Origin of the sequence: Wolbachia endosymbiont (group B) of Melanostoma mellinum (genome assembly GCF_947251465.1) — a bacterium.
GTDB lineage: Bacteria > Pseudomonadota > Alphaproteobacteria > Rickettsiales > Anaplasmataceae > Wolbachia.
Map to the genome: position 1 here is coordinate 1,358,640 of NZ_OX366366.1, position 19,686 is coordinate 1,378,325.

Sequence of the window (19,686 nt, forward strand, 5' to 3'; positions counted from 1 at the left end):
CTTCAAATTTTTTGTCCAATCTTAACTTCTCTTTCCCTTAACTTAATGGCAGTGATACTTTCATGGTACAACTATTTTATAATCTATTTAAAATTTTCGTAAAGAGAGTTAGATTTTTAATTTTATTATTCTTCTTACAAAAGTACTTTTATTATAAAAATGACCTTTTTTCTCTTCCTTTTTCGGGTAAGGCTGATTTTTTAATTACCTAGGCGAAGTTACTTAATTTTTACACATCTATTGTAAAGTACAAAATCTGACTTTGGAATGAAAATGCTAGCTGATGCTTGGACTTTATTGATACTTACGCTACTTGAAACTATACTTGGTATAGACAATTTAATCTTTATTTCTCTAGCAATAGATAAGGTGCCAAATCTGCTGAGAGAAAGAGCCCGCCTTATAGGTTTTGGCTTGGCGCTATTGATGCGTTTTGTAATACTATTTTTTACATCATATATATTATCAATGCAAAAGCCTATATTTCACACTGTATCTCTGGATATCTCAGTAAAGGATTTACTTATGATTGCAGGAGGGTTATTCCTTATTGTTAAAAGCTCTATGGAGTTATGGAGCGACATTTTTGTACATAAGGAGAATAAAACAAAGGCAAATGTTAAATCACAATTTTTTTTAGTTGTGCTACAAATTATATTAATAGATTTAGTTTTTTCGGTTGATTCGATATTAACTGCCATAGCATTAACTCACAATATGATAATCATTGCCATAGCATTTACATTTTCCATACTAGCGATGCTATTTTCATCAAGTTATACCGCTCAGGTAATAAAATCCAACCCAATCTTAAAAGTAATTGCCATTCTATTTATTTTACTCGTCGGTGTATATCTAACACTTGAAGGGCTTCACATAGAACTACCAAAAGCATATTTGTATTCTTCATTTATGTTTGCATTGCTTGTGGAAGTTATAAGCAAAATAAAGAAAATACAGCCTTGAAACTATTTTACACGAAGCAAAAATCCAATCAGTGCGTGACGTACAACTGTGCGAACATTTTCTAGCAGGAAGGTGTCATTCAGCTTCGGTGTCATCCCAATGCTTGACACTGGGATCCATTTTTCCATCATCAAAAACATTGTATTTTTACATTACTTTTATGCTTACCAACTTAACTGGATGCCAGTGCCCAGACACTGGCATCCTACAGATAATGTTCATACAGCTGTGCGTCACGCGCTCTACTGTCAAGCAGCTCCTTGCTGTTCATTTGTTGTTAAAACGGCAGATGGTTCTTCTGCTTCACCAACTTTAGTACTAGGCTTTAACAATGCATATGTAGAACAACCAACTACCAGTGCTGCTGCTGTAACTGCAACCACTGCTATAACGATAGGTATCAACTGAGCTGCAATTATTCCAGTTGTAAAAAGTGCCACTGCTATAGCAGTGCCTAATAATCCAGTTACTCCACCGGCAATCTTTGCTTTATTACGCGCTTTTACAAAAGAGCCTCCTCCTGCGTCTAATAGAGCTTTTACTACGTCTTGACTCTTAGCATGATCTAAAGGAGTCTTTCCATCTTTATCTACTGCATTAACTTTTGCTCCTTCTTTGAGTAAAACCTCTACTATCTCTGTGTAAGCAGCAAAGTGCAAAGCAGTGTACCCACTTTTATCTCTCACATTAACATCTGCTCCTGCTCCGATTAAAACCTCTACTACCTCTTTGAAACCATACAAAGCAGGATAGTACAAAGCAGTGCACCCATTTTTATCTATCACATTAACATCTGCTTTTGCTCCGATTAAAAACCCTACTGTCTTTTTGTAACCATTCTCAGCAGCTATAATTAATAACGTCCACTTTTCGTATGGGTAAATATCAAATACATGATTTACATCAAAATTACCTTTCTCCCACTCTTGATATAGATCTTGATTCTGTTTCTTTAGTTCTTCTTGTATTTTCTTAATTATATTATCTTTATTTAAATCTTTCTTAGCCTCAATCGTCCTCAGTACTGTTTTCAGTGATTCATATTCTCTTGTCATGATTTTACCTTCAATATCAAACGATATGTTTAATTATTACATGATTATGATAAAAAGTCGATTAAAACAAGCTAATAACTGGGATTGTGAATAGTAAATTAGATTCAAGTAGCCTCTGTGGTGTCATTCAACTTCGTTGTCATCCCAGTACTGGGATCCAGGAACCAGCGTCACGCGCTGGAATGACATTAAATAGTTTTCCTTAAAATTTGAGTTATGCAAGCAGCCTCTTTGGTGTGATTCGAGTAGCTGAAACTGGAATGAAATTATTGCTACTCCCACTCAATAGTTGCTGGTGGCTTGGAAGTTAAATCATACACAACTCGATTTACTCCGGAAACTTTGTTAACAATTATACTACTGACGTCTTGCAAAAACCTCCAAAATACTAACGAATGTTGATCTTTATTTTCAAATGGAAATGCATCAGCTGTCATGCCATCAGATGAAGTCACAGCCCTTAAAGCGCAAACATATCCGTATGTACGATTATCTCCCATAACTCCCACAGTTTTTACTGGTAACAGTACAGCAAAAGCCTGCCATATTTTATCATACAGATCATAATTTTTCATTGTGTTGATATATATTTCATCTACTTCTTGCAATATTCGTACCTTTTCTTCATCAACCTCACCTATGATCCTCACTGCAAGTCCAGGCCCAGGAAATGGATGTTGAAATATTATCTCATCTGAAAGCCCAATTTCTTTGCCAAGCAGCCTTACTTCATCTTTAAAGAGATAGCGTAAAGGTTCTACTAGTTTCAGATTCATTTTTTCTGGCAACCCACCAACATTGTGATGAGATTTAATTGTACTAGTGTTTCCTGAAGCGTGCCCTGATTCAACTACATCAGAGTAAATGGTGCCTTGCATTAAAAAATCCACATCACCTATTTTTTTTGCCTCTTCTTCAAATACTTCGATAAAAGTATTGCCGATAATTTTTCGCTTTTCTTCCGGATCAGTTATTCCCCTTAACCTACTTAAAAACAAGTTTGATTTATCAACGTAATTTATTGGAATTTCTTTTAACATAGCAGTGGTCTGGCTCTTACGCAATAACCCAGTATCGATAAAAATACAGTTTAATTGTTTTCCTATAGCTTTGTGTGTAAGAACTGCTGCAACACTTGAATCAACCCCCCCACTTACTGCAGCAATTACTTTTTTCTCCCCTACTAAGTTTTGAATTTTTTCCTTCTGTTTTTCAACGAATGACTTCATTGTCCAATCTCTCTCACAATTTGCAATATCTAAGAAATTAGAGAGAAGTTTACTACCATTTGTCGTAGGCTTAACTTCAGGATGGAACTGAGTACAGTAAATCTTCCGCTGTTCGTTGGCAATTATTGCGATTGTTTGATTTATTATACCTGAGGCAATAGCAGTAAATCCTTGCGGTATAGTTTCGACACTGTCTGCATGGTTCATTAGCACATCGACTTCGGAATTAACGTTCCAAGTATCCTTTATAATTGGGGATTCTTTTAGTATCTTGATTTTAGTTTTGCCAAATTCCTGATTGAATTCTTTTCTTACCTTTGCCCCGAAATAATGACAAATGAGTTGCTGTCCATAACATATTCCAAGTATAGGAGTGTTTATTGTTTCGTTAAGTTTTATAATTTTATGTGCTACTTCACTTACTTCAGAGCAATTGTCATTTACAGATTGCGGTCCTCCAGAAAAAATAAATCCATTGAATTTTGATACTGTTTCGAAATCGATATTGCTTGGAAATATTTCACAGTAAACGCCCATTTCCCTGATTTGTCTTGCAATAAGCTGTGTAAACTGTGAACCAAAATCAATAACGGCAATTGCTGACAATGTGCTCCTCCATATTATTTAAAGCAATATTTGATAATAAAGAAAACAATAAAGTAAGTAAACTAAGACCTGTTTAAAAACTTTAATATATGACTAAAGTAACTTAAATTTACCGCAACAGATTTGTGATTAAGCTGTCTTAATTATCATTCTGATACTCTCTTCTTATCATAATAGCAACCCCAACATCTTTCCTTAAGTTGATGCCATTGCCTGAACGGATACGTTTAATATATATATAAATTCCTATCTTTTATATCTAATAAACCAAGTGTTGGTACGATTGTTGCTTTCAGGAAGATGACGGTTTCTACTGTCTTAGCCAGTTTTTTTGACTTTTGATGCAATAAGTTTTGGTTATCTTTTCTATGCTCTATAAGCCCACCAATTACCATAACTTCGCCGCTCTTAATTTTTAACGTAGAGTGCATTTCTCTGGTTTCAATAATTGGAATGTCACTATTTAATTTCATTTTATTCTGCTGTGCGACATATTCTATATTTGGGTCTTTAGTGTAATCGTTAATTCTTGATAAGGTTGGATGTATATCCATGAATATTTCATTAGTATCAATGTTAATGCTTGGGTGGATTATTAACACCACACCTATTGGAGTGCTATTCATCTTGGTAATTAAGGCATGATTGGAGTTTCCGGTATCTTTCTGTATATCGGAAGTAAAATAGATATGGTTTTTAGTAAATGAAATCATTGCTTGCTGATTATTTATAGCATGTACTCTAGGGATTGAAATTACGGTTGAAGTGCCAAATTTATTTAAAATTTTTACTAAATCTCCTAAATCACTCACACTAGAGTTAATTTCTAGGTCAATAATAGAGTTACCTTGATTTGTTATAGATTTGGTTTCATTATGCAAATCATTTAAGTTGATACCAGAAAGGTATTTATCGTCTAATAAAACTTCAACTATTTTGGCCTCGATCATTACTTGAGAAGACGCCAATTTCTTAACTTTATTAATATATTCTTCAACAGCTTTGTGAATATCTTTTCTAGCATTTAGAATAATGACACCAGCTTCTCTGTTGGATGAAAGAAACTCACCATCATCTACTCCGTTAACATCCATTATTGCATTTAAGCCTTTTTCTAATGAATTCCATAAATCACTACTATATTGAGATTTCATATAGTTTCTATCACCATCACTGTCGGTAATATTGTTACCAATGATAAAACTCCTTTGCGCAGAGTGTTGAATATTGATGAAGTCTACGTAATAATTTTGTGCATATGGCAAATCTTGTTCAATTCTAATTACACCATTATTCATTGAGTAACGCAATTTGGCGCTGTTGGCTATATTCTGAATTACTTCGTTTATGTTCTTATCTTTTAGCTTTAAAATAATATTACCTGATATTTTGGGATCTATGTCTAAGTTAACGTCAGAAAGTTTTCCTATCTCAATCAGTAAATCCTTTACTGGTACTTTTTCATCAACATTAATCGAAAGAAACTGATTACTGGTTGTAAGATCGGGAAACTCTACCGGTAAAGGTATCATTTCTGGTATTGCTGGTTCGTTATTCTTCAAAGGAGTATTATATTGTTGCAACGAATAATCGTGCTTATAATTGTCTATATTAACAGAATGTTGCTTGTTAGGTAGATGTGTACAAGAAATAATGAAAAGGAGTATTAAACATTTTAAAATAGCCATGAGGGCAGCATACAAATCTATACTAATAGTTTTCTATAAAAATGTTAAAAATGTATTTAATTGTATCCGTTCAGGGGAGTGGTTTAAGAAATGATAGATAGGAGATTATGAAAAGGGTTTTAGCCGCATGAAAGTGGGATGAAAAGAAGCACTGGTTTCACATGCGTCTGAACAGACACCATTTTACAGCATTTTAAATTTGTCCTGTGCAATGTTTGTACAGTTGCGATAAAAATTACTTGACAAATTTTGACAGCTTTGTTATTTTGATAGTGGAGATATTCTAGAGCTCGAAATCTATCTTCGTCTGCAGACTTTTCAACTTCATTAATTTATAATCTCTAGTTAAAGTATATTGTACTTATGTATAGATAACTTCTATCATAGCTATATACATTTTTCTGAGTTTTTTTGTATTACTTAGGAGGATCATCATGTTTAAAATCATGGATTACGCATATCATTGACATAAATGCCTTAAAAGGACAGATGGTACCTACGTCCTCTTTATATAGATTATGTATTTGTTCAGATACGACTAAATTGTGTCTAGTGTAGAAAAAATTAGACAAATTCAGCCTTATATAGAACCAAATTCAACGGAAGTAGAATTATCCTCATTTCCATAATAGTAAGGATTTGCTTCTTGCGTATTATTAACAGCAGTTTTTAATAGTACTTCCTTATCACTATTCCATGCAACTTTCTCCATAATTGGAATATAATCCTTACACTTTTGATTATCTCCACAATCCTTGATGGCTTTGTTGCATAGCACTGATAGGCATGTAAATCACAGTGAATTTACGCAGCTAATTTAAATTCAGCCATACCTATATCAGTAAATTTGTTCAATAAGTAGCACTTAATTAACAGCTCTTTTTCACGATTTACCTCTGATTTATTTTTCAAGCCAAACCCAAATATTTGCTTCAACCTATAGAAAAAGACTTCAATATAAGACCGTGCTCCATACTTAACTTTTTTCTTCCATTCATTAATACCATCTTCATAATTCTCATATGACCTAATTCTACTAACATACTTGTTTCTTTCTGATAAGTAGTCAGCTAAACAAATTTTAGTATCCTTCCTAGGGCGAATAATAGGCACAATATTGTATTTTCTGCATTCTTTATACACACTTTTTATATCATAAGCCGCATCTGCTCGAATAGAACAAATGTTATATTTATCACTGACTTCTTCTAACATATCGCAGACCGGCAAATAGTCTACAGCAACACCACTAGATGCTTATTGCTTTCTTATCATTTATGTTTAAAACAACATGTAATTTTCTTACTTGACCATAACCACTGTATTTTCTTTTTCGAATATTAAGCTTACTATGCCCACCGTTATTATTGTAGATACTAACTCTAGTGCTATCTACGGCAATTTCAACATTTTCCAGATCATCTTTATTGCTTCTATGGTCATCAATCTTCAAATTAAGCTTTTTAAATCTTCTGGAAGCTTGTGTATAGCTGATAATCTTAAGTTTTTTGCCTATTTGCACCATATAACCTTTTACAAAACCTACAGCTTGTCTCAAGCCAATTCTAAAAAGATGAACTATTATGTGTATTAAAATTACAACTTTATCACTATAAGTGTTATTGCCACCTGCAACTTTTGGACTATTTTCATACCAATTTTCTATGGCTTGATTAACAAAATGAAAAACATTTCCTCTTTTTTTGAGAAACTCGTTATATTCTCTTTGGTTACTTACTCTCATTTTTTGTGGCATAAGTTGTACTTGTTTGAAAAATGCCTATTTTACAACAAAATGCGTTAGTAACCATAAGCTTTTCTTCTTACAATAACCTCAACCAACACTAGCTATGCAACAAAGCCATCCTTGATTTTACTATCATCATTTAGATAACGCTTCAATGCATCATAGTATACTTTAGTGTTATTACCCTCTTTATCTATCATTTGTCCTAAGGTATTAACAAGTATCAATGGTGCAACTTGTTTTGCTTTTACAACACTTGTTTCACTGGTCTCTCTAAAGAGATTAGGACATGCTCCTCTAGAAAAAAAGCTCTTGTTGAATTCTGGATTACTACGGTAAACGTTCGGGTAACAGAAACTCTTAATCTCTTCTTCTTGACACGCTAACTCTATTTGATCATCCACACATTTTTCACATTCTATATTACCAAGCCAGGATATTGAATTAAGATCCTCTGTAAAGGCAAATTTAAAATTTACTGCACCATAATTACCATTTGCTCCCTCTTCTATATATTTTGCAATCTTAGGATTACTGTACATCTCAGGATATAATTCCTTTAGTAAATCAGATGCACTAAAACCTTGACAACCTATCTTATTATCAACTTTATAAAAATGAGAATACGGCCCACAATTTTCATACTTGGAACAATCTGAGGTTACTTTTCGAGATGTAATTTCTCCATTTTCATTCTCTCCTTCATCAGTAACAGGTTCGCCCGTATCAATTTCACCTTCTCTATCGGTAACAGGTTTATCTATACCACTTCCTTTTTTACATTCTTCAGCTATTTTTTATACCACTCAGTCTCTGCTGATGATTGCTCTACATTTTAATTTCCGTAGCTGTTCACAACATTACACTCTGGAACTATATACCTAATATCGCATGCTGATTTCTCTCTTTATCTTCTGCAAATTAATTAAATGAAGGGCATTAAGTATCCACACTACTAAAAAAAGTGTGGTACAAAATATAAACATTGCAATGAGTGGCAGCAGTAAAGAACCTTCTATTGCTACTCCACCTTTTCTAAAAATACTTGCTGGCTGATGAAGAGTAGACCATAAATTCACAGAAAATTTTACTATGGGAATATTTATAGCACTAAAAATGGCAAATACTGCTGATGATTTCTCTGCTCTTGCTTGATTATCAAAAGCGCTCCACAATGAAAGATAACCAACATACAGAAAAAACAAAATCAGCATTGAAGTAAGCCTTGCATCCCATACCCACCAAGTACCCCATGTTCCTTTTCCCCAGACGCTACCTGTGATTAAGCATATTGCCGAAAAGACTGTCCCTGCAGGAGCAGCGGCATGTGCTAAGACACTAGCAACACTATTGTTCCATACCAACGAAATGAAACTGAGTGATGCAATGAGTCCGTATATTCCAAGAGCAAGCCATGCAGAAGGCACATGAAGATACATAATTCGTACAATTTCTCCTTGTTTATAATCTCCTGGGGAGAAGAATAATGCCAAGAACATTCCAATTAAAAAACATGCGAAACAAATAACCCCAAGCCAAGGTAGAGCTTTTTTAGCAAAAGAAGTGAAATTTGTAGGCTTTAATAAAAACATTCGTTTTGAGAATAATTGTGTTAAGAATTTATCAATTAGTTTGAGTTTTATCAACAAGATAGTTTTTCTATATTTACGTAGTATAATAAATTAGCACAATTTCAGTAGCAGATTGCTTGCTATTATTTTTAGTATAACGTTGATGATCCTTAAAAAGCTTAACCTACACTTAGTGTCAGATTCAAGTGGTGAAACTGTTATATCAGTTGCAAAATCAGCTCTGAAACACTTTCGTTCTGTAGAAACGATCGAATATGTTTGGTCTTTCGTAAAAGGAGAAGAGCAGATTGACAAAATTTTAGAGGAAATTAATAGAAAAAGTGATGAGCATAATTTTGTTATATGCACTATTACTAATGATGAGCTAAGAAAATATCTAAAAAATAATTGTGTAAAGCTAAAAATTCCCTACAGAGCGATATTATCACACATTATTAGGGAAATCTCATCCTATCTTGAAATTGAAAAAGACGAAAAACTTGACTTACATGCTGAGATAAATAACGAATATTTTCAGCGCATTGAGGCAATAAACTATACCATTAATCATGATGATGGACAAAATATTCAAGATATTGATAAAGCCGATATAATTTTGGTTGGAGTTTCACGCACATCAAAATCTCCCACCAGTATGTATTTAGCTTACCGAGGCTATAAAGTTGCAAATGTTCCTTTTGTTAGCGAGATACCCTTTTACGTCGACTTAGCAAAATTAAAAAATAAACTGACTATAGGAGTAACAATAGACGTAAGAAGGCTAATAGAAATACGCAAAAATAGACTGACTTCAATTAATAATGAAGGTAATAATATATATGCTGACCCTAGAAAAGTAGAAAAGGAAATTAAAGAAGCAGAGGAGTTCTTTAAGCAAAATAACTGGCCAATTATTGATGTCACGCAAAGGTCAATCGAAGAAGTATCAGCAACAATTATACAGTATTTTAATAAAGTGTGAAAAATTTATCAATTGACTAACTCTCTGTCAGTGATCATAATGTAAGGTAATTCTATTCTTACTGTAGATATGAAAGTTAAAGGGTCACTAAAATCTCATCGTAACAGAGATAAAAATTGTAAAGTTGTGAAAAGGGGTGGTAAGGTTTATATTATAAATAAGGTAAAGCCAAGATGTAAAGCGCGTCAAGGTTCTTAGCTTTTTGTTTTCCTTTTTATGTCATATGTTTTTCATATGGAAGCATGGTTAGAAAGAAACAAAAATTGTTGCATAGCACTGCCCATTTCTTCTCTTACATTATATTTTGGTATTAACATGATTACAGGCAGACGTGGCTTGTTAACATTAATTAACTTAAAAAAAAGAAATTAATTACGTGCGTCAACAAGTCCATGAATTTTAGTTCCACCCTAAGCCCTCTTGAGCTTGAGAATTTTTTCTATATATAGGCTGAGCATGAATGACATCTGATCATCAATTATGCAAATCTTGTTGTGCATACTTAAGTCATTTTGCCAAAATTCCCTTTTTGCATCACCTTTTAAACCTCTTGTGTATATTTCTGTAATTGTGGTAAATTTTTGATCATTGGCAGCCACTTCTCCACACTGCTTCCATACATATTTTCAACTTCTTCTCGCTTTTACTGTGTATTCCTTTTGTGCTCTTTAAAACGGTACCTTCTATATATATATTTATTGTCATTAGGCTAATTTACCGCTTTTTTTCCATTTTTATACTTCCTGCCCTTGATTAATTTGACCTGCTAACATTTTGTTTACAGGGCCTGCTATTAACTCTGCACAATTTATTCTTATGGTAAAAACTTCTTCTTCACTCTTATTTTTCCTTAACTTGACGCATATGGTTTGTTAAATACTCCCGTCTGTCAAGGAATTTCTACTCATGAAGGTTATGGCTTGGAAGATTACTGAAATTTTGAAAAATGTAGTCTACTTCTATATTCAAATATATCAAGCAGTAATTCAAAATTAGCTATTGTACCTTTTGCACTATTATATGCAAGGTTGAGCAATTCTCTGTCCTCATATAAATCAGCAAATTTAAACTCCATGCACCCTGATTGTTTTGTGCCTAGAATATCTCCGCTACCCCTCAGCATCATATCCTTTTCAGCAATATAAAATCCATCTTGTGACTCACACATAATCTTTAACTTTGAATACGAACTTTTACTGAGATTGTCATATAACAGTACACAAAAAGACGGTTTATTTCCTCGTCCTACTCTACCTCTTAACTGATGTAATTGCGATAACCCGAACTGCTCTGCATTCTCTATAATCATAATAGTTGCATCTGGTACATCTATGCCAACTTCTATCACAGTAGTTGCAACAAGCAGAGAAAATTCATTCCTCTTGAAGGAAAACATCACTTGATCTTTCTGCTCTTGAGTTAGTTTTCCGTGTATTATTCCAACTCTATCAAAAAATGTCTTTTGTAGTTCCTGAAAGCGCATTTCTGCTGCGGCAATATTGAGTTCTTCGTTTTCTTCTATATATGGACAAATCCAATATGCTTTTTCGCCTCTATTTATAGCATCTTTCAGTCTTTGAATAATATCTGATACTTTTTTAACGTTCATAATAACGGTTTTTATTGGCAATCTAGATTTTGGTTTTTCCCTTAAAATAGAACATTCAACATCACCATACATAGCTTGCTGCAAGGTTCTTGGAATGGGAGTTGCAGTAACAAAAAGTATATCGGTATTTTCTCCTTTTCCTACCAACCGATTCCTCTGTATCACTCCAAATCGCTGTTGTTCGTCTATGACTGCGAGTCCTAAATTTTTAAATGTAACGTTGGCTTGAAATAATGCATGAGTACCAATTACTATATTTAAAATACCACTTGCAAGTTCGTTCATAATAATCTTTCTTTCCTTGCGCGCAGTTTTACCGGTAAGCAAAGCAACTTTTATATCAGTACAAGATAGAGCTTCTTCGATCCAATTATAATGTTGCTCAGCCAAGATAGTAGTTGGTGCCATTAGAGCTACTTGCATGTTATTTTCTACCACATTCAGCATCGCAAAGAGTGCAACTACAGTTTTGCCACTCCCAACGTCACCTTGCAGCAGACTTACCATGCGGTATCTGGATTTTTGTCTTTCTGAGATTTCATCTATCGCTCGAATTTGATCATTTGTTAATTGGAACGGTAATTCATTTAAGACCTGCTCTTTGTATTTACTCAATATTATAAATTCTTTTCCCTCTTTTTTTACATGATTTTCCCTTGCAAGCTTTAGTGCCAACTGGTACGCAAATAGCTCATCATAAGCAAGTCTTTCTCTGCAAACTTCTGCTTCTGCGAGTGAGCTCGGTCTGTGCAATCTTATGATGCTTTCTTTCCAATTCAGCCATTTCTTTTGCTTGATTAATGTTTCATCTATCCACTCTGGCAAATCAGGCAAATCTTTTAGATTAGAACTTATTATGTTTCTAATGCTCTTGTTAGTAATACCGCGACATAATTGGTAAATTGGCTCTATGCAGGCTATTTCTTTAAATTGATTGATATCAGATAACATATAATCTGGGTGAGTAATTTGCCAATGTTCGGCAAACTTTTCAAGTTTACCACTGATTACTATATCTGTTCCAACTGGAAATAATTTATACAAATATTTAACTGAGTAATTAAAAAAAACTATAAATAAATACTGACTTTCACTTTCAACGATTATTTTATATGGCCTACCTCTAACAGTGGGGCGCTGGTGCTCATACACTTTTGCCATAAAAGTTGTAAATTCTCCCACTTGAGCATCAGGTAGTGATTTACTTCTATCCACATAGCTGAGCGGCCTATAAAACAGCAAGTCCATTACTCTGTCTCCACCGCAAAGTTTAGGCAATATTGCGGAATGAAACCTTGGTATATTCTCAATTTTACTATTTAGAAAAGTCAGCACACTTGACTGCTCATCAACATTCATACTGTGTAAAACCGTTTATTCATAATAGAGCCTTACTAAAATCCTGTCACCCTATTATGACTGTCTATGTTAAGTATATTATTGACATATTAACTATTTTTATGTATTATTATACTGTCAGCAATTCATATCAAAGTATTAACAATGAACAACTCTACACAGGAAAAAAATGAAAATCCAGTCGTTACACTAAAAGCTCAGGCAGAAAAGTTTGATTTTAGTATGCTAAAAGCGCGTGAAGATAGTGTTGAAGCGAACTCTGGTTATCAGGCGTATCAAGACATTGACAGAATGGATTTTACTATTAATGGTCAAAGTGTAGATAAAATCTTAATTAAAGCACTGATAAATAAAGACAAAAAAGAATTTGACAAGGTTTGGGAAGAACATTACAAAAACGAACAAATTCCTGACCATAAAAAAAATGACCAGTACAAAAAGAAATTTGAAGAATTTTACAATCGGGGCACAAAGTATACTCACCTATTACCAAAGGAAGAGAACGGAAATTATCGACCATTTGCAAAAGAAGTTTTTAAGGAAATATTTGAATGTGCTGAAGTTCAAGTTCCAAGCGATTCTATCCTCGAGGAGTTAATTGTTAATTGCAACCAAGCAGGGTATGAAGCTATTGTATTTATAGAATCTCAAATTGCGCTTGAACAATATTCACTTGTAGTACGTTCCCCTGAAAAAGTTATAAATATCGATTATGTTAACCAAAATAATGTGAGTATTAGGTCTGATATGAAACTACCGATACTCTTCCAAGAGAGTGATGGTCAATTCGGTGACAAGGTATGTGATCTATCCAGCTCACTGGAATTTACACTTGAATCTCAGGATGGAAAAGGTAGTGTGGTATATAAAGATGGCAAATTCTCACTGACTGTGCCTCGAAAATTGAGAGATTATAAAACTGATGGCAGAAATTTATTTGATATTATTAAAGAATATTTCTATAAATTCTGCGAGAAGTTAGGGTTCAAGTTTGAAGTAGAAATAGAGCATGATTTAGGTGATCCGATGAGCTACCTCGAAGAGGTAGCTCTGCCCATTCATAGCAATGAACACGAAAATACACCCTAAAACTAACAATTAAAATATCTCAAGTTCTGTTAGCTTATTTGCATAGTCAGTTGTACTAGACGCAACTTAATCTGACAGAAAAACTAATATCAATCTCTATGTTTGATGCTACTAATATTTTTCTAAAAAGCAATATGCTTGCTATCAAGAAAAGTCTGCATAGCAATATTTACCTAAATGAGGCCTTGTCTCAATTCCTAAATATAGCTGTGATTTTCTGGTTTATCATAGCCCATATCAGTCAAAATGCGCGATAATAGCACCATCAAAGAAAGATATATTAAAAAGATTAGCGGCAGTAATTGCAGTTTTCTCTGTTTGCCATAGCAACTCTTGAGTAGGTATCAATAATAATGATAATCTATATATCTGCTATAAAACCTCGAGATCCGTAGAATAGGGCTGACTAAGGTTCTCATACATTCCTGTATGCTGAGAACATAAAAGCTCTTTTGATTCTATTCCTAAATCCTCAAGTATTTGCTCCTGTTCAGCTATAAGTTCTAATAGCCCTGTTCCACTTTCACTTACTTCACTTCGTTCAAGACACATAAGTTCTGTTAACTCTGCTATGTCTTCTCTAGAAAGCTGATTTTTTTCAGAAAAAGTTGTTTCACTCATATGGTCCTCTTTTTGATATAAAGAGTATCTTATACAAGAGAATAACTAAAATAATCTAAACTCTTGTGTCATATTTGTAGCTTGGTGTAGTTATATGGTACATTTCAGATAAGAGTACTGATTATCTAATTGTAGGAGAAGACCTAGTCAAAATATAAAAAAGCAGTGGAATTGGGGGTGGTAAATTCAGAAGTGTCTGAATAACTGTGTGAACTAAGTTCGGAGGAGAATAGTATCAAGAAAGGAGAAAATTATATGGTCTTACCTTTATTGATGTATTAATTGAGAAGAGTTCTTAAAAGTTAATGTTTTGTTAGTTGTTTCATGCTAAAATAGGAATATATAAGTAATTAGGAAAATGTTATGCGGTCTAATTTCAATTCACTTAATAAATACGGATATGTATCTGATGCAAATGGATTGTCTCACCAACAAATGGGAATGTATGATGATTTAGGAAGATATGAAGTTGCTGATGAAGATATGATGTACCAAAAAAACTATGGTATTATTGGTGATAGTTTAAAAAAAGTAACAAATCTGACTGGAGATACAGCAAAGAGTATAGCAGATTACCTTATTAAACCTGTTAGTGATCAGGTTGCAAAGCAAATCGTTGTTCCATTAGGAACGGAGATTATAAGTAAAATTGTCGTACCTATTACAAAGAAAGTTGCAGAACAAAATCAAGACATGATAAAAGAGCTAACAGATAAACTCATGGTTCGCGTGGAAGATTTTGCTCGGTTACAAATAGAAAAATTAAAAGAAGACGTGAAGCAAGAGATAACATCAATACCAGGTAAAGTTTTAGAGAAGATAAAACCTTCTTCATGGCTTCCATGGAAAGCAGAAAGTTTGGATGAAGCTTATTCTGACACTTATGTACCAAATGATATAGATGAATTTGCATGGTAGAGCTTCAAGGTTTAGCAAAATGTTTTTTGGTTTATATTCGCTTGAGGTTAACATCATTGGCCTTAAGCTTTTTTTAATGCTAAATGATCTTACTGTGTATCTACAAATTCTTCCTGTGATTTTCAACTCTAGAGGTTATGTTTAAATTATAATATCTACCAAAAAAATAGTCATTTTGCTTGGATATTTGATATAATTTAGATCTATTAAAGCAAAAGCATGAATGAAGTAATAACATTTGGTTGTCGTCTAAATTTCTACGAGAGTGAGTTAATCAAAGAAGCATTAAAAAAAGCAAAGAGAGAAAATGTTGTTGTAGTGCATAGCTGTGCAGTGACAAACGAAGCAGAACGCCAAGTGAAGCAAAAAATACGTAAGATCTATAAAAACGACCCAAGTAAAGAAATTATCGTAGTTGGCTGTGCCGTTCAATTAGATCCTAAATCATATAGTGATATTCCTGGTGTAAGTAAAGTGCTAGGTAATCAAGACAAGCTAAGAGCTGAAAATTATCTACTAAATAATGATGAAATCTTAGTCAGTGATAACCAAGTAGAACCTATTCTCATTAATGGATTTGAAGATAAATCAAGGGCATTTATTGAAATTCAAAATGGTTGTAATCATAGTTGTACATTTTGCTCAATTACTGAGGCAAGAGGAAATAATCGATCTGTGCCAGTAAACAATATTATAGAGCAAATTAAGATTTTTATAGAAAATGGGTATCAAGAAGTGGTGTTTACAGGTGTTGATATTACTGACTTTGGTACAGATTTGTTTGGTAAGCAATCACTCAGTTCAATGATTAGAAGAGTTTTAAAGGATATACCACAGTTAAAGAGACTAAGACTTTCCTCTATTGATGTTGCTGAAGTTGATGATGAACTAATGGATTTAATAGCTAATGAGTCAAGACTTATGCCTCACTTACACTTGAGTCTACAGTCTGGTAATAATTTAATACTAAAGAGAATGAAACGTCGTCACAATAGAGAACAAGTGATAGAATTTTATCATAAAATGAAGAGCTTAAGACCTAATATAGCATTTGGCGCTGATATTATTGCTGGATTTCCAACAGAAACTGATGAAATGTTTCAGGATACAGTTGATTTACTGAAAAAAATAAATGTAGTTTATCTACATGCTTTTCCATATTCAGAGCGGAAAAACACACCTGCTGCACGGATGCCACAAATACCAGAGAATGTACGTAAAGAACGAGTAAAGCATCTAAGAGAAATAAATAAAGAAATGATGAGCAGTTTTTATCAGTCTTTGCTCGGCACTGAGCAAAGCGTTTTGGTTGAGCAGAATAATATTGGTAGAACAGAAAATTTTGCATTAATAAAACTTACATCAAGAGTTCAAGCTAAAAGTATTGTGAAAGCTCATGTTAAAGGAATAGAAAATAATTGTTTAATTGGAAATATTATTTCTTAATTTTTGTACATTAAAGGAATATATGATATAGTAGTTATACTATAAGTGATAATTCATTTATGATAATTAGAATATCTATTGCTTTATTTTTCATCTTCATTCCGTGTGTCTATTTTTTTATTACTTATATCAGTAACAATACACACATTGAGCAAGTGCAGCCCTTAAAATTAGAAACGGACAATAATGAAAGTGTGATACATTCTGAAGAAGTTACTGAAAAAGAAGTGCCAATAAAATGTCAAGAACTTGAAAGTAGTTCACCTTCTGTTTTCCAAGTAGCTAATCAGAAAAATATGTGGCCAAGTATTGCAGATCAAGCTGAACCTACAAAGGAAAAATCAAAAAAACTTGATTTCTATGTTAGTGCTAATGGTGGTAAGATATATTCTGATAGCTCAGAAGTATTTGTGGAGGGTATACGTGCAATAGGAAAAAGAATTCTTGCTTTAGCTGAGGGCCGTTATGGTGGTTTTCTTTTAGACCTATTCTTAGGAGATGAAATTAAAAACATAAAAAAATTTAACGGTAAAATTGATTTTCAGTGGCTTAGCAGCATATCTGTAGGTTACTATGCTGGAGAAAATGGCCGAGTTGATTTTGAGACCATGTATTCTAAAGTCAATATTGAAGATAGTAACTCTCCTCCGGTATTTGATAAATCAGCAAGTGTATCTGCATTCTTATTAAATTTTTACTATAACCCTAATGTTCAAAATACTCAATTTGCTCCGTATATTGGTCTTGGTATAGGATCAACAGTTTTTAGATTTAAAAGGATTGATAAATCATCTAAAAATTTAATGCCACTGAATGTTCCTTGGCTTGTTTATCAAATAAAGCTTGGTGTTGATTACTCAGTAATTCCAGAAGTTAAAACCTTTCTCGGCTATCGTTACTTTAATATTCCAACACCTATTGCAGACGATATATCCACTCATAATATTGAAGTTGGTTTGATGTTTAATTTTTAGTAATAATATCTTTTCAATTCTAATATCCTGATTTCCATTCAGAAATTTGATAAATCTATCCATATCTTTAATCTTATGGCCATATCCTTTGTGATAGCCTGAAGATGGTTTCTGTTTCTTTTTTCCTTTTCCTCCACAAATATATTGGTTTTATGCTCACTAAATTGGTGAGCATGTTACAACGTTTTTGACGACGAAAAGACTGGATAGCTACTTTCATGACAACCATTTAGTTGTCTTTTCTCGTCTATCTTATTTTGTCACTCTGCTGAACAGATACTAAAGTACTAGCTTTTGTGGGTTGATGCACAATTCTATCAGAAGTTTTGTGACTATAATTGCAGAAAACATCGAGCACAGGATTCCTATCGATAAAGTGACAGAAAACCCTCTAATTGCTCCGCTACCAATAATGAACATTATTCCTGCAGCAATCAGTGTAGTGAGGTTTGAGTCAAGAATTGTTTTTATTGCGTTTTTAAATCCTTCTTCAATGGCACGAGCTGTTCTTTTTCCTGCTCTTATTTCTTCGCGGATGCGTTCAAATATTAAAACATTTGCATCCACTGACATGCCAACAGTTAGCGCAATTCCAGCAATTCCAGGGAGAGTAAGAGTTGCTTCAAGTAAGGTAAGAATGAGTAGTATAGAGATTACATTAAAAACGAGTGCAACAGACGCTAATAAGCCTAATTTGCCGTAAGTAATGATTATAGATAAACCAACTGCTATGATAGAGATTATTGCTGCAATTTCTCCTGCTTTTATTGACTCTTCTCCAAGGCTTGGACCAATGTTTTTTTCTTCAATTATTTTAAGTGGTGCAGGTAGTGCACCTGATTTTAAAAGTATTGCAAGTTCACTCGCTTGTTTTTCAGTGAAATTACCGCTAATTTCTCCCTCTCCATTTAGAATAGGTTCACGTATTGTTGGTACAGTTAAGACTGTGTTATCTAAAACAATTGCAAAAGGCTTTCCTACATTTTCTTTAGTAATTTTTGCAAATTTTTTACTTGCTATGCTGTCGAATTTGAAATGTACTGTTGGTTTACCTAAATTGCCAAATCTAACTGATGCGTTAACTAATGAATCACCGCCTATTTCAGTTTTGCGGAATATCGGGTAGGAATTACCCAAAGAATCCTTGAGCATAATCGTAGTGTCATGATCGATATCTTGCATTTTAGCTACATTGGTGTTTGCCAAATGGAAGGCCAGCTTGGCTGTTTTGCCAAGCAGAGATTTTATCTGCTGAGTGTCTTCTACTCCAGGAACTTGGACTAATATCTTATTTTGTCCTTGTTTTTGCACACTTACTTCCTTAGTACCAAGCTTATCTAAGCGTCTTTGAACATTAACTATTGACTCTGAAACTACTTCATTGATTAATGAATTCTTATAATGCGGTTTATATGAAATGAAAATTGCAGTATTTTTTCTACTCAATTCTAAATTTGGGTTTATTTTATGTATTAACGTTGAAACTTTTTTGTAATCATCAATATTATTTAAAGTTACAACCACTTGTTTATCGTTTTTTGCGCTAAATTCAATCTTTTGTGTTAACAGACCTTCTTTTATTTCATCGGTTAGCATGCTTAGTTTCTCTTTGAAGTAAAAATCTAAGTCTACATTTAGAAGCAGAGATGATCCACCTTTCAGGTCAAGCCCTAAATTTATTCTCTTTTTTGAGGTAAAGAACTTATTATCAATAAAATTTGGCAGTATTATATATAAGGACAGCAAAAAAATTAGTAACACTGAAAGAGATTTAACTATTATCTTGTTTGGCATAAATTTAAACTATATTAGTGCATTGTAGACCG

16 protein-coding genes and 1 pseudogene are annotated in these 19,686 nt (G+C 33.4%); 7 read left to right on the plus strand and 10 right to left on the minus strand.

Translation table 11 applies throughout. From position 1 onward, the window contains the following. Positions 1–273: 273 nt before the first annotated feature. Positions 274–966, plus strand: coding sequence for a TerC family protein (locus OPR42_RS06310; protein WP_265042381.1), 693 nt, complete (start codon positions 274–276; stop codon positions 964–966). 248 nt (positions 967–1,214) lie between these two features. Here the strand turns inward: OPR42_RS06310 and OPR42_RS06315 are convergent, their stop codons facing one another. The 7 genes and pseudogenes from OPR42_RS06315 to ccmC form a co-directional block, all read right to left on the minus strand. Further along, on the minus strand, positions 1,215–2,021 hold the full coding sequence (locus tag OPR42_RS06315) for an ankyrin repeat domain-containing protein (protein WP_265042142.1): 807 nt from the start codon (positions 2,019–2,021) through the stop codon (positions 1,215–1,217). Between the two features lie 272 nt (positions 2,022–2,293). Continuing rightward, entirely contained in the window at positions 2,294–3,856 is a 1,563-nt protein-coding gene (gene guaA / locus OPR42_RS06320; RefSeq protein ID WP_264375878.1) for a glutamine-hydrolyzing GMP synthase, read from the minus strand. A gap of 227 nt (positions 3,857–4,083) precedes the next feature. After that, positions 4,084–5,559 carry a type II secretion system protein GspD gene (locus OPR42_RS06325; protein ID WP_265042143.1) on the minus strand — a complete coding sequence of 492 codons (1,476 nt, stop codon included), beginning with the start codon at positions 5,557–5,559 and terminating at the stop codon, positions 4,084–4,086. A 565-nt stretch (positions 5,560–6,124) separates the two neighbouring features. Next, positions 6,125–6,256, minus strand: a complete 132-nt coding sequence (locus tag OPR42_RS06330; protein WP_265042144.1) for a hypothetical protein — start codon at positions 6,254–6,256, stop codon at positions 6,125–6,127. Between the two features lie 92 nt (positions 6,257–6,348). Then, a pseudogene (locus OPR42_RS08920) lies at positions 6,349–7,300 on the minus strand (IS5 family transposase). 92 nt (positions 7,301–7,392) lie between these two features. Beyond that, on the minus strand, positions 7,393–7,833 hold the full coding sequence (locus OPR42_RS06345) for a hypothetical protein (RefSeq protein WP_265042145.1): 441 nt from the start codon (positions 7,831–7,833) through the stop codon (positions 7,393–7,395). Positions 7,834–8,172: 339 nt separating this feature from the next. Continuing rightward, entirely contained in the window at positions 8,173–8,883 is a 711-nt protein-coding gene (gene ccmC / locus OPR42_RS06350; RefSeq protein WP_264377995.1) for a heme ABC transporter permease CcmC, read from the minus strand. 142 nt (positions 8,884–9,025) lie between these two features. Here ccmC and OPR42_RS06355 point away from each other — a divergent pair, with 142 nt between their 5' ends. Both OPR42_RS06355 and ykgO read left to right on the plus strand, forming a co-directional pair. Further along, positions 9,026–9,844 carry a pyruvate, water dikinase regulatory protein gene (locus OPR42_RS06355; RefSeq protein ID WP_265042146.1) on the plus strand — a complete coding sequence of 273 codons (819 nt, stop codon included), beginning with the start codon at positions 9,026–9,028 and terminating at the stop codon, positions 9,842–9,844. A 69-nt stretch (positions 9,845–9,913) separates the two neighbouring features. Beyond that, entirely contained in the window at positions 9,914–10,042 is a 129-nt protein-coding gene (ykgO, locus tag OPR42_RS06360; RefSeq protein WP_006015378.1) for a type B 50S ribosomal protein L36, read from the plus strand. A gap of 730 nt (positions 10,043–10,772) precedes the next feature. On the opposite strand, the gene recG is transcribed toward ykgO, so the two are convergent. Then, positions 10,773–12,812, minus strand: a complete 2,040-nt coding sequence (gene recG, locus OPR42_RS06365; RefSeq protein WP_265042147.1) for an ATP-dependent DNA helicase RecG — start codon at positions 12,810–12,812, stop codon at positions 10,773–10,775. 144 nt (positions 12,813–12,956) lie between these two features. On the opposite strand from recG, the gene OPR42_RS06370 reads away from it, so the two are divergent. After that, positions 12,957–13,901 (plus strand): hypothetical protein, encoded by a 945-nt coding sequence (locus OPR42_RS06370; RefSeq protein ID WP_265042148.1) that lies wholly within the window; start codon positions 12,957–12,959, stop codon positions 13,899–13,901. 372 nt (positions 13,902–14,273) lie between these two features. Here OPR42_RS06370 and OPR42_RS06375 read toward each other — a convergent pair whose 3' ends face one another. Then, positions 14,274–14,522 (minus strand): hypothetical protein, encoded by a 249-nt coding sequence (locus OPR42_RS06375; protein ID WP_019236609.1) that lies wholly within the window; start codon positions 14,520–14,522, stop codon positions 14,274–14,276. Between the two features lie 363 nt (positions 14,523–14,885). Between OPR42_RS06375 and OPR42_RS06380 the strand changes: the two genes are divergently transcribed. From OPR42_RS06380 to OPR42_RS06390, 3 genes are all read left to right on the plus strand, one after another. After that, the gene (locus OPR42_RS06380) at positions 14,886–15,440 is read left to right on the plus strand and encodes a hypothetical protein (RefSeq protein ID WP_265042149.1); all 555 of its coding nucleotides are present in this window, start codon (positions 14,886–14,888) and stop codon (positions 15,438–15,440) included. Between the two features lie 219 nt (positions 15,441–15,659). After that, positions 15,660–16,886: a tRNA (N(6)-L-threonylcarbamoyladenosine(37)-C(2))-methylthiotransferase MtaB gene (gene mtaB / locus OPR42_RS06385; RefSeq protein ID WP_010402133.1), complete on the plus strand. Its 1,227-nt coding sequence runs from the start codon at positions 15,660–15,662 to the stop codon at positions 16,884–16,886. A gap of 59 nt (positions 16,887–16,945) precedes the next feature. Beyond that, on the plus strand, positions 16,946–17,860 hold the full coding sequence (locus OPR42_RS06390) for an outer membrane protein (RefSeq protein WP_265042150.1): 915 nt from the start codon (positions 16,946–16,948) through the stop codon (positions 17,858–17,860). Between the two features lie 279 nt (positions 17,861–18,139). On the opposite strand, the gene secD is transcribed toward OPR42_RS06390, so the two are convergent. Further along, complete coding sequence (gene secD / locus OPR42_RS06395) at positions 18,140–19,654, minus strand: protein translocase subunit SecD (protein ID WP_010405309.1); 1,515 nt, start codon at positions 19,652–19,654, stop codon at positions 18,140–18,142. Positions 19,655–19,686 lie beyond the last annotated feature (32 nt).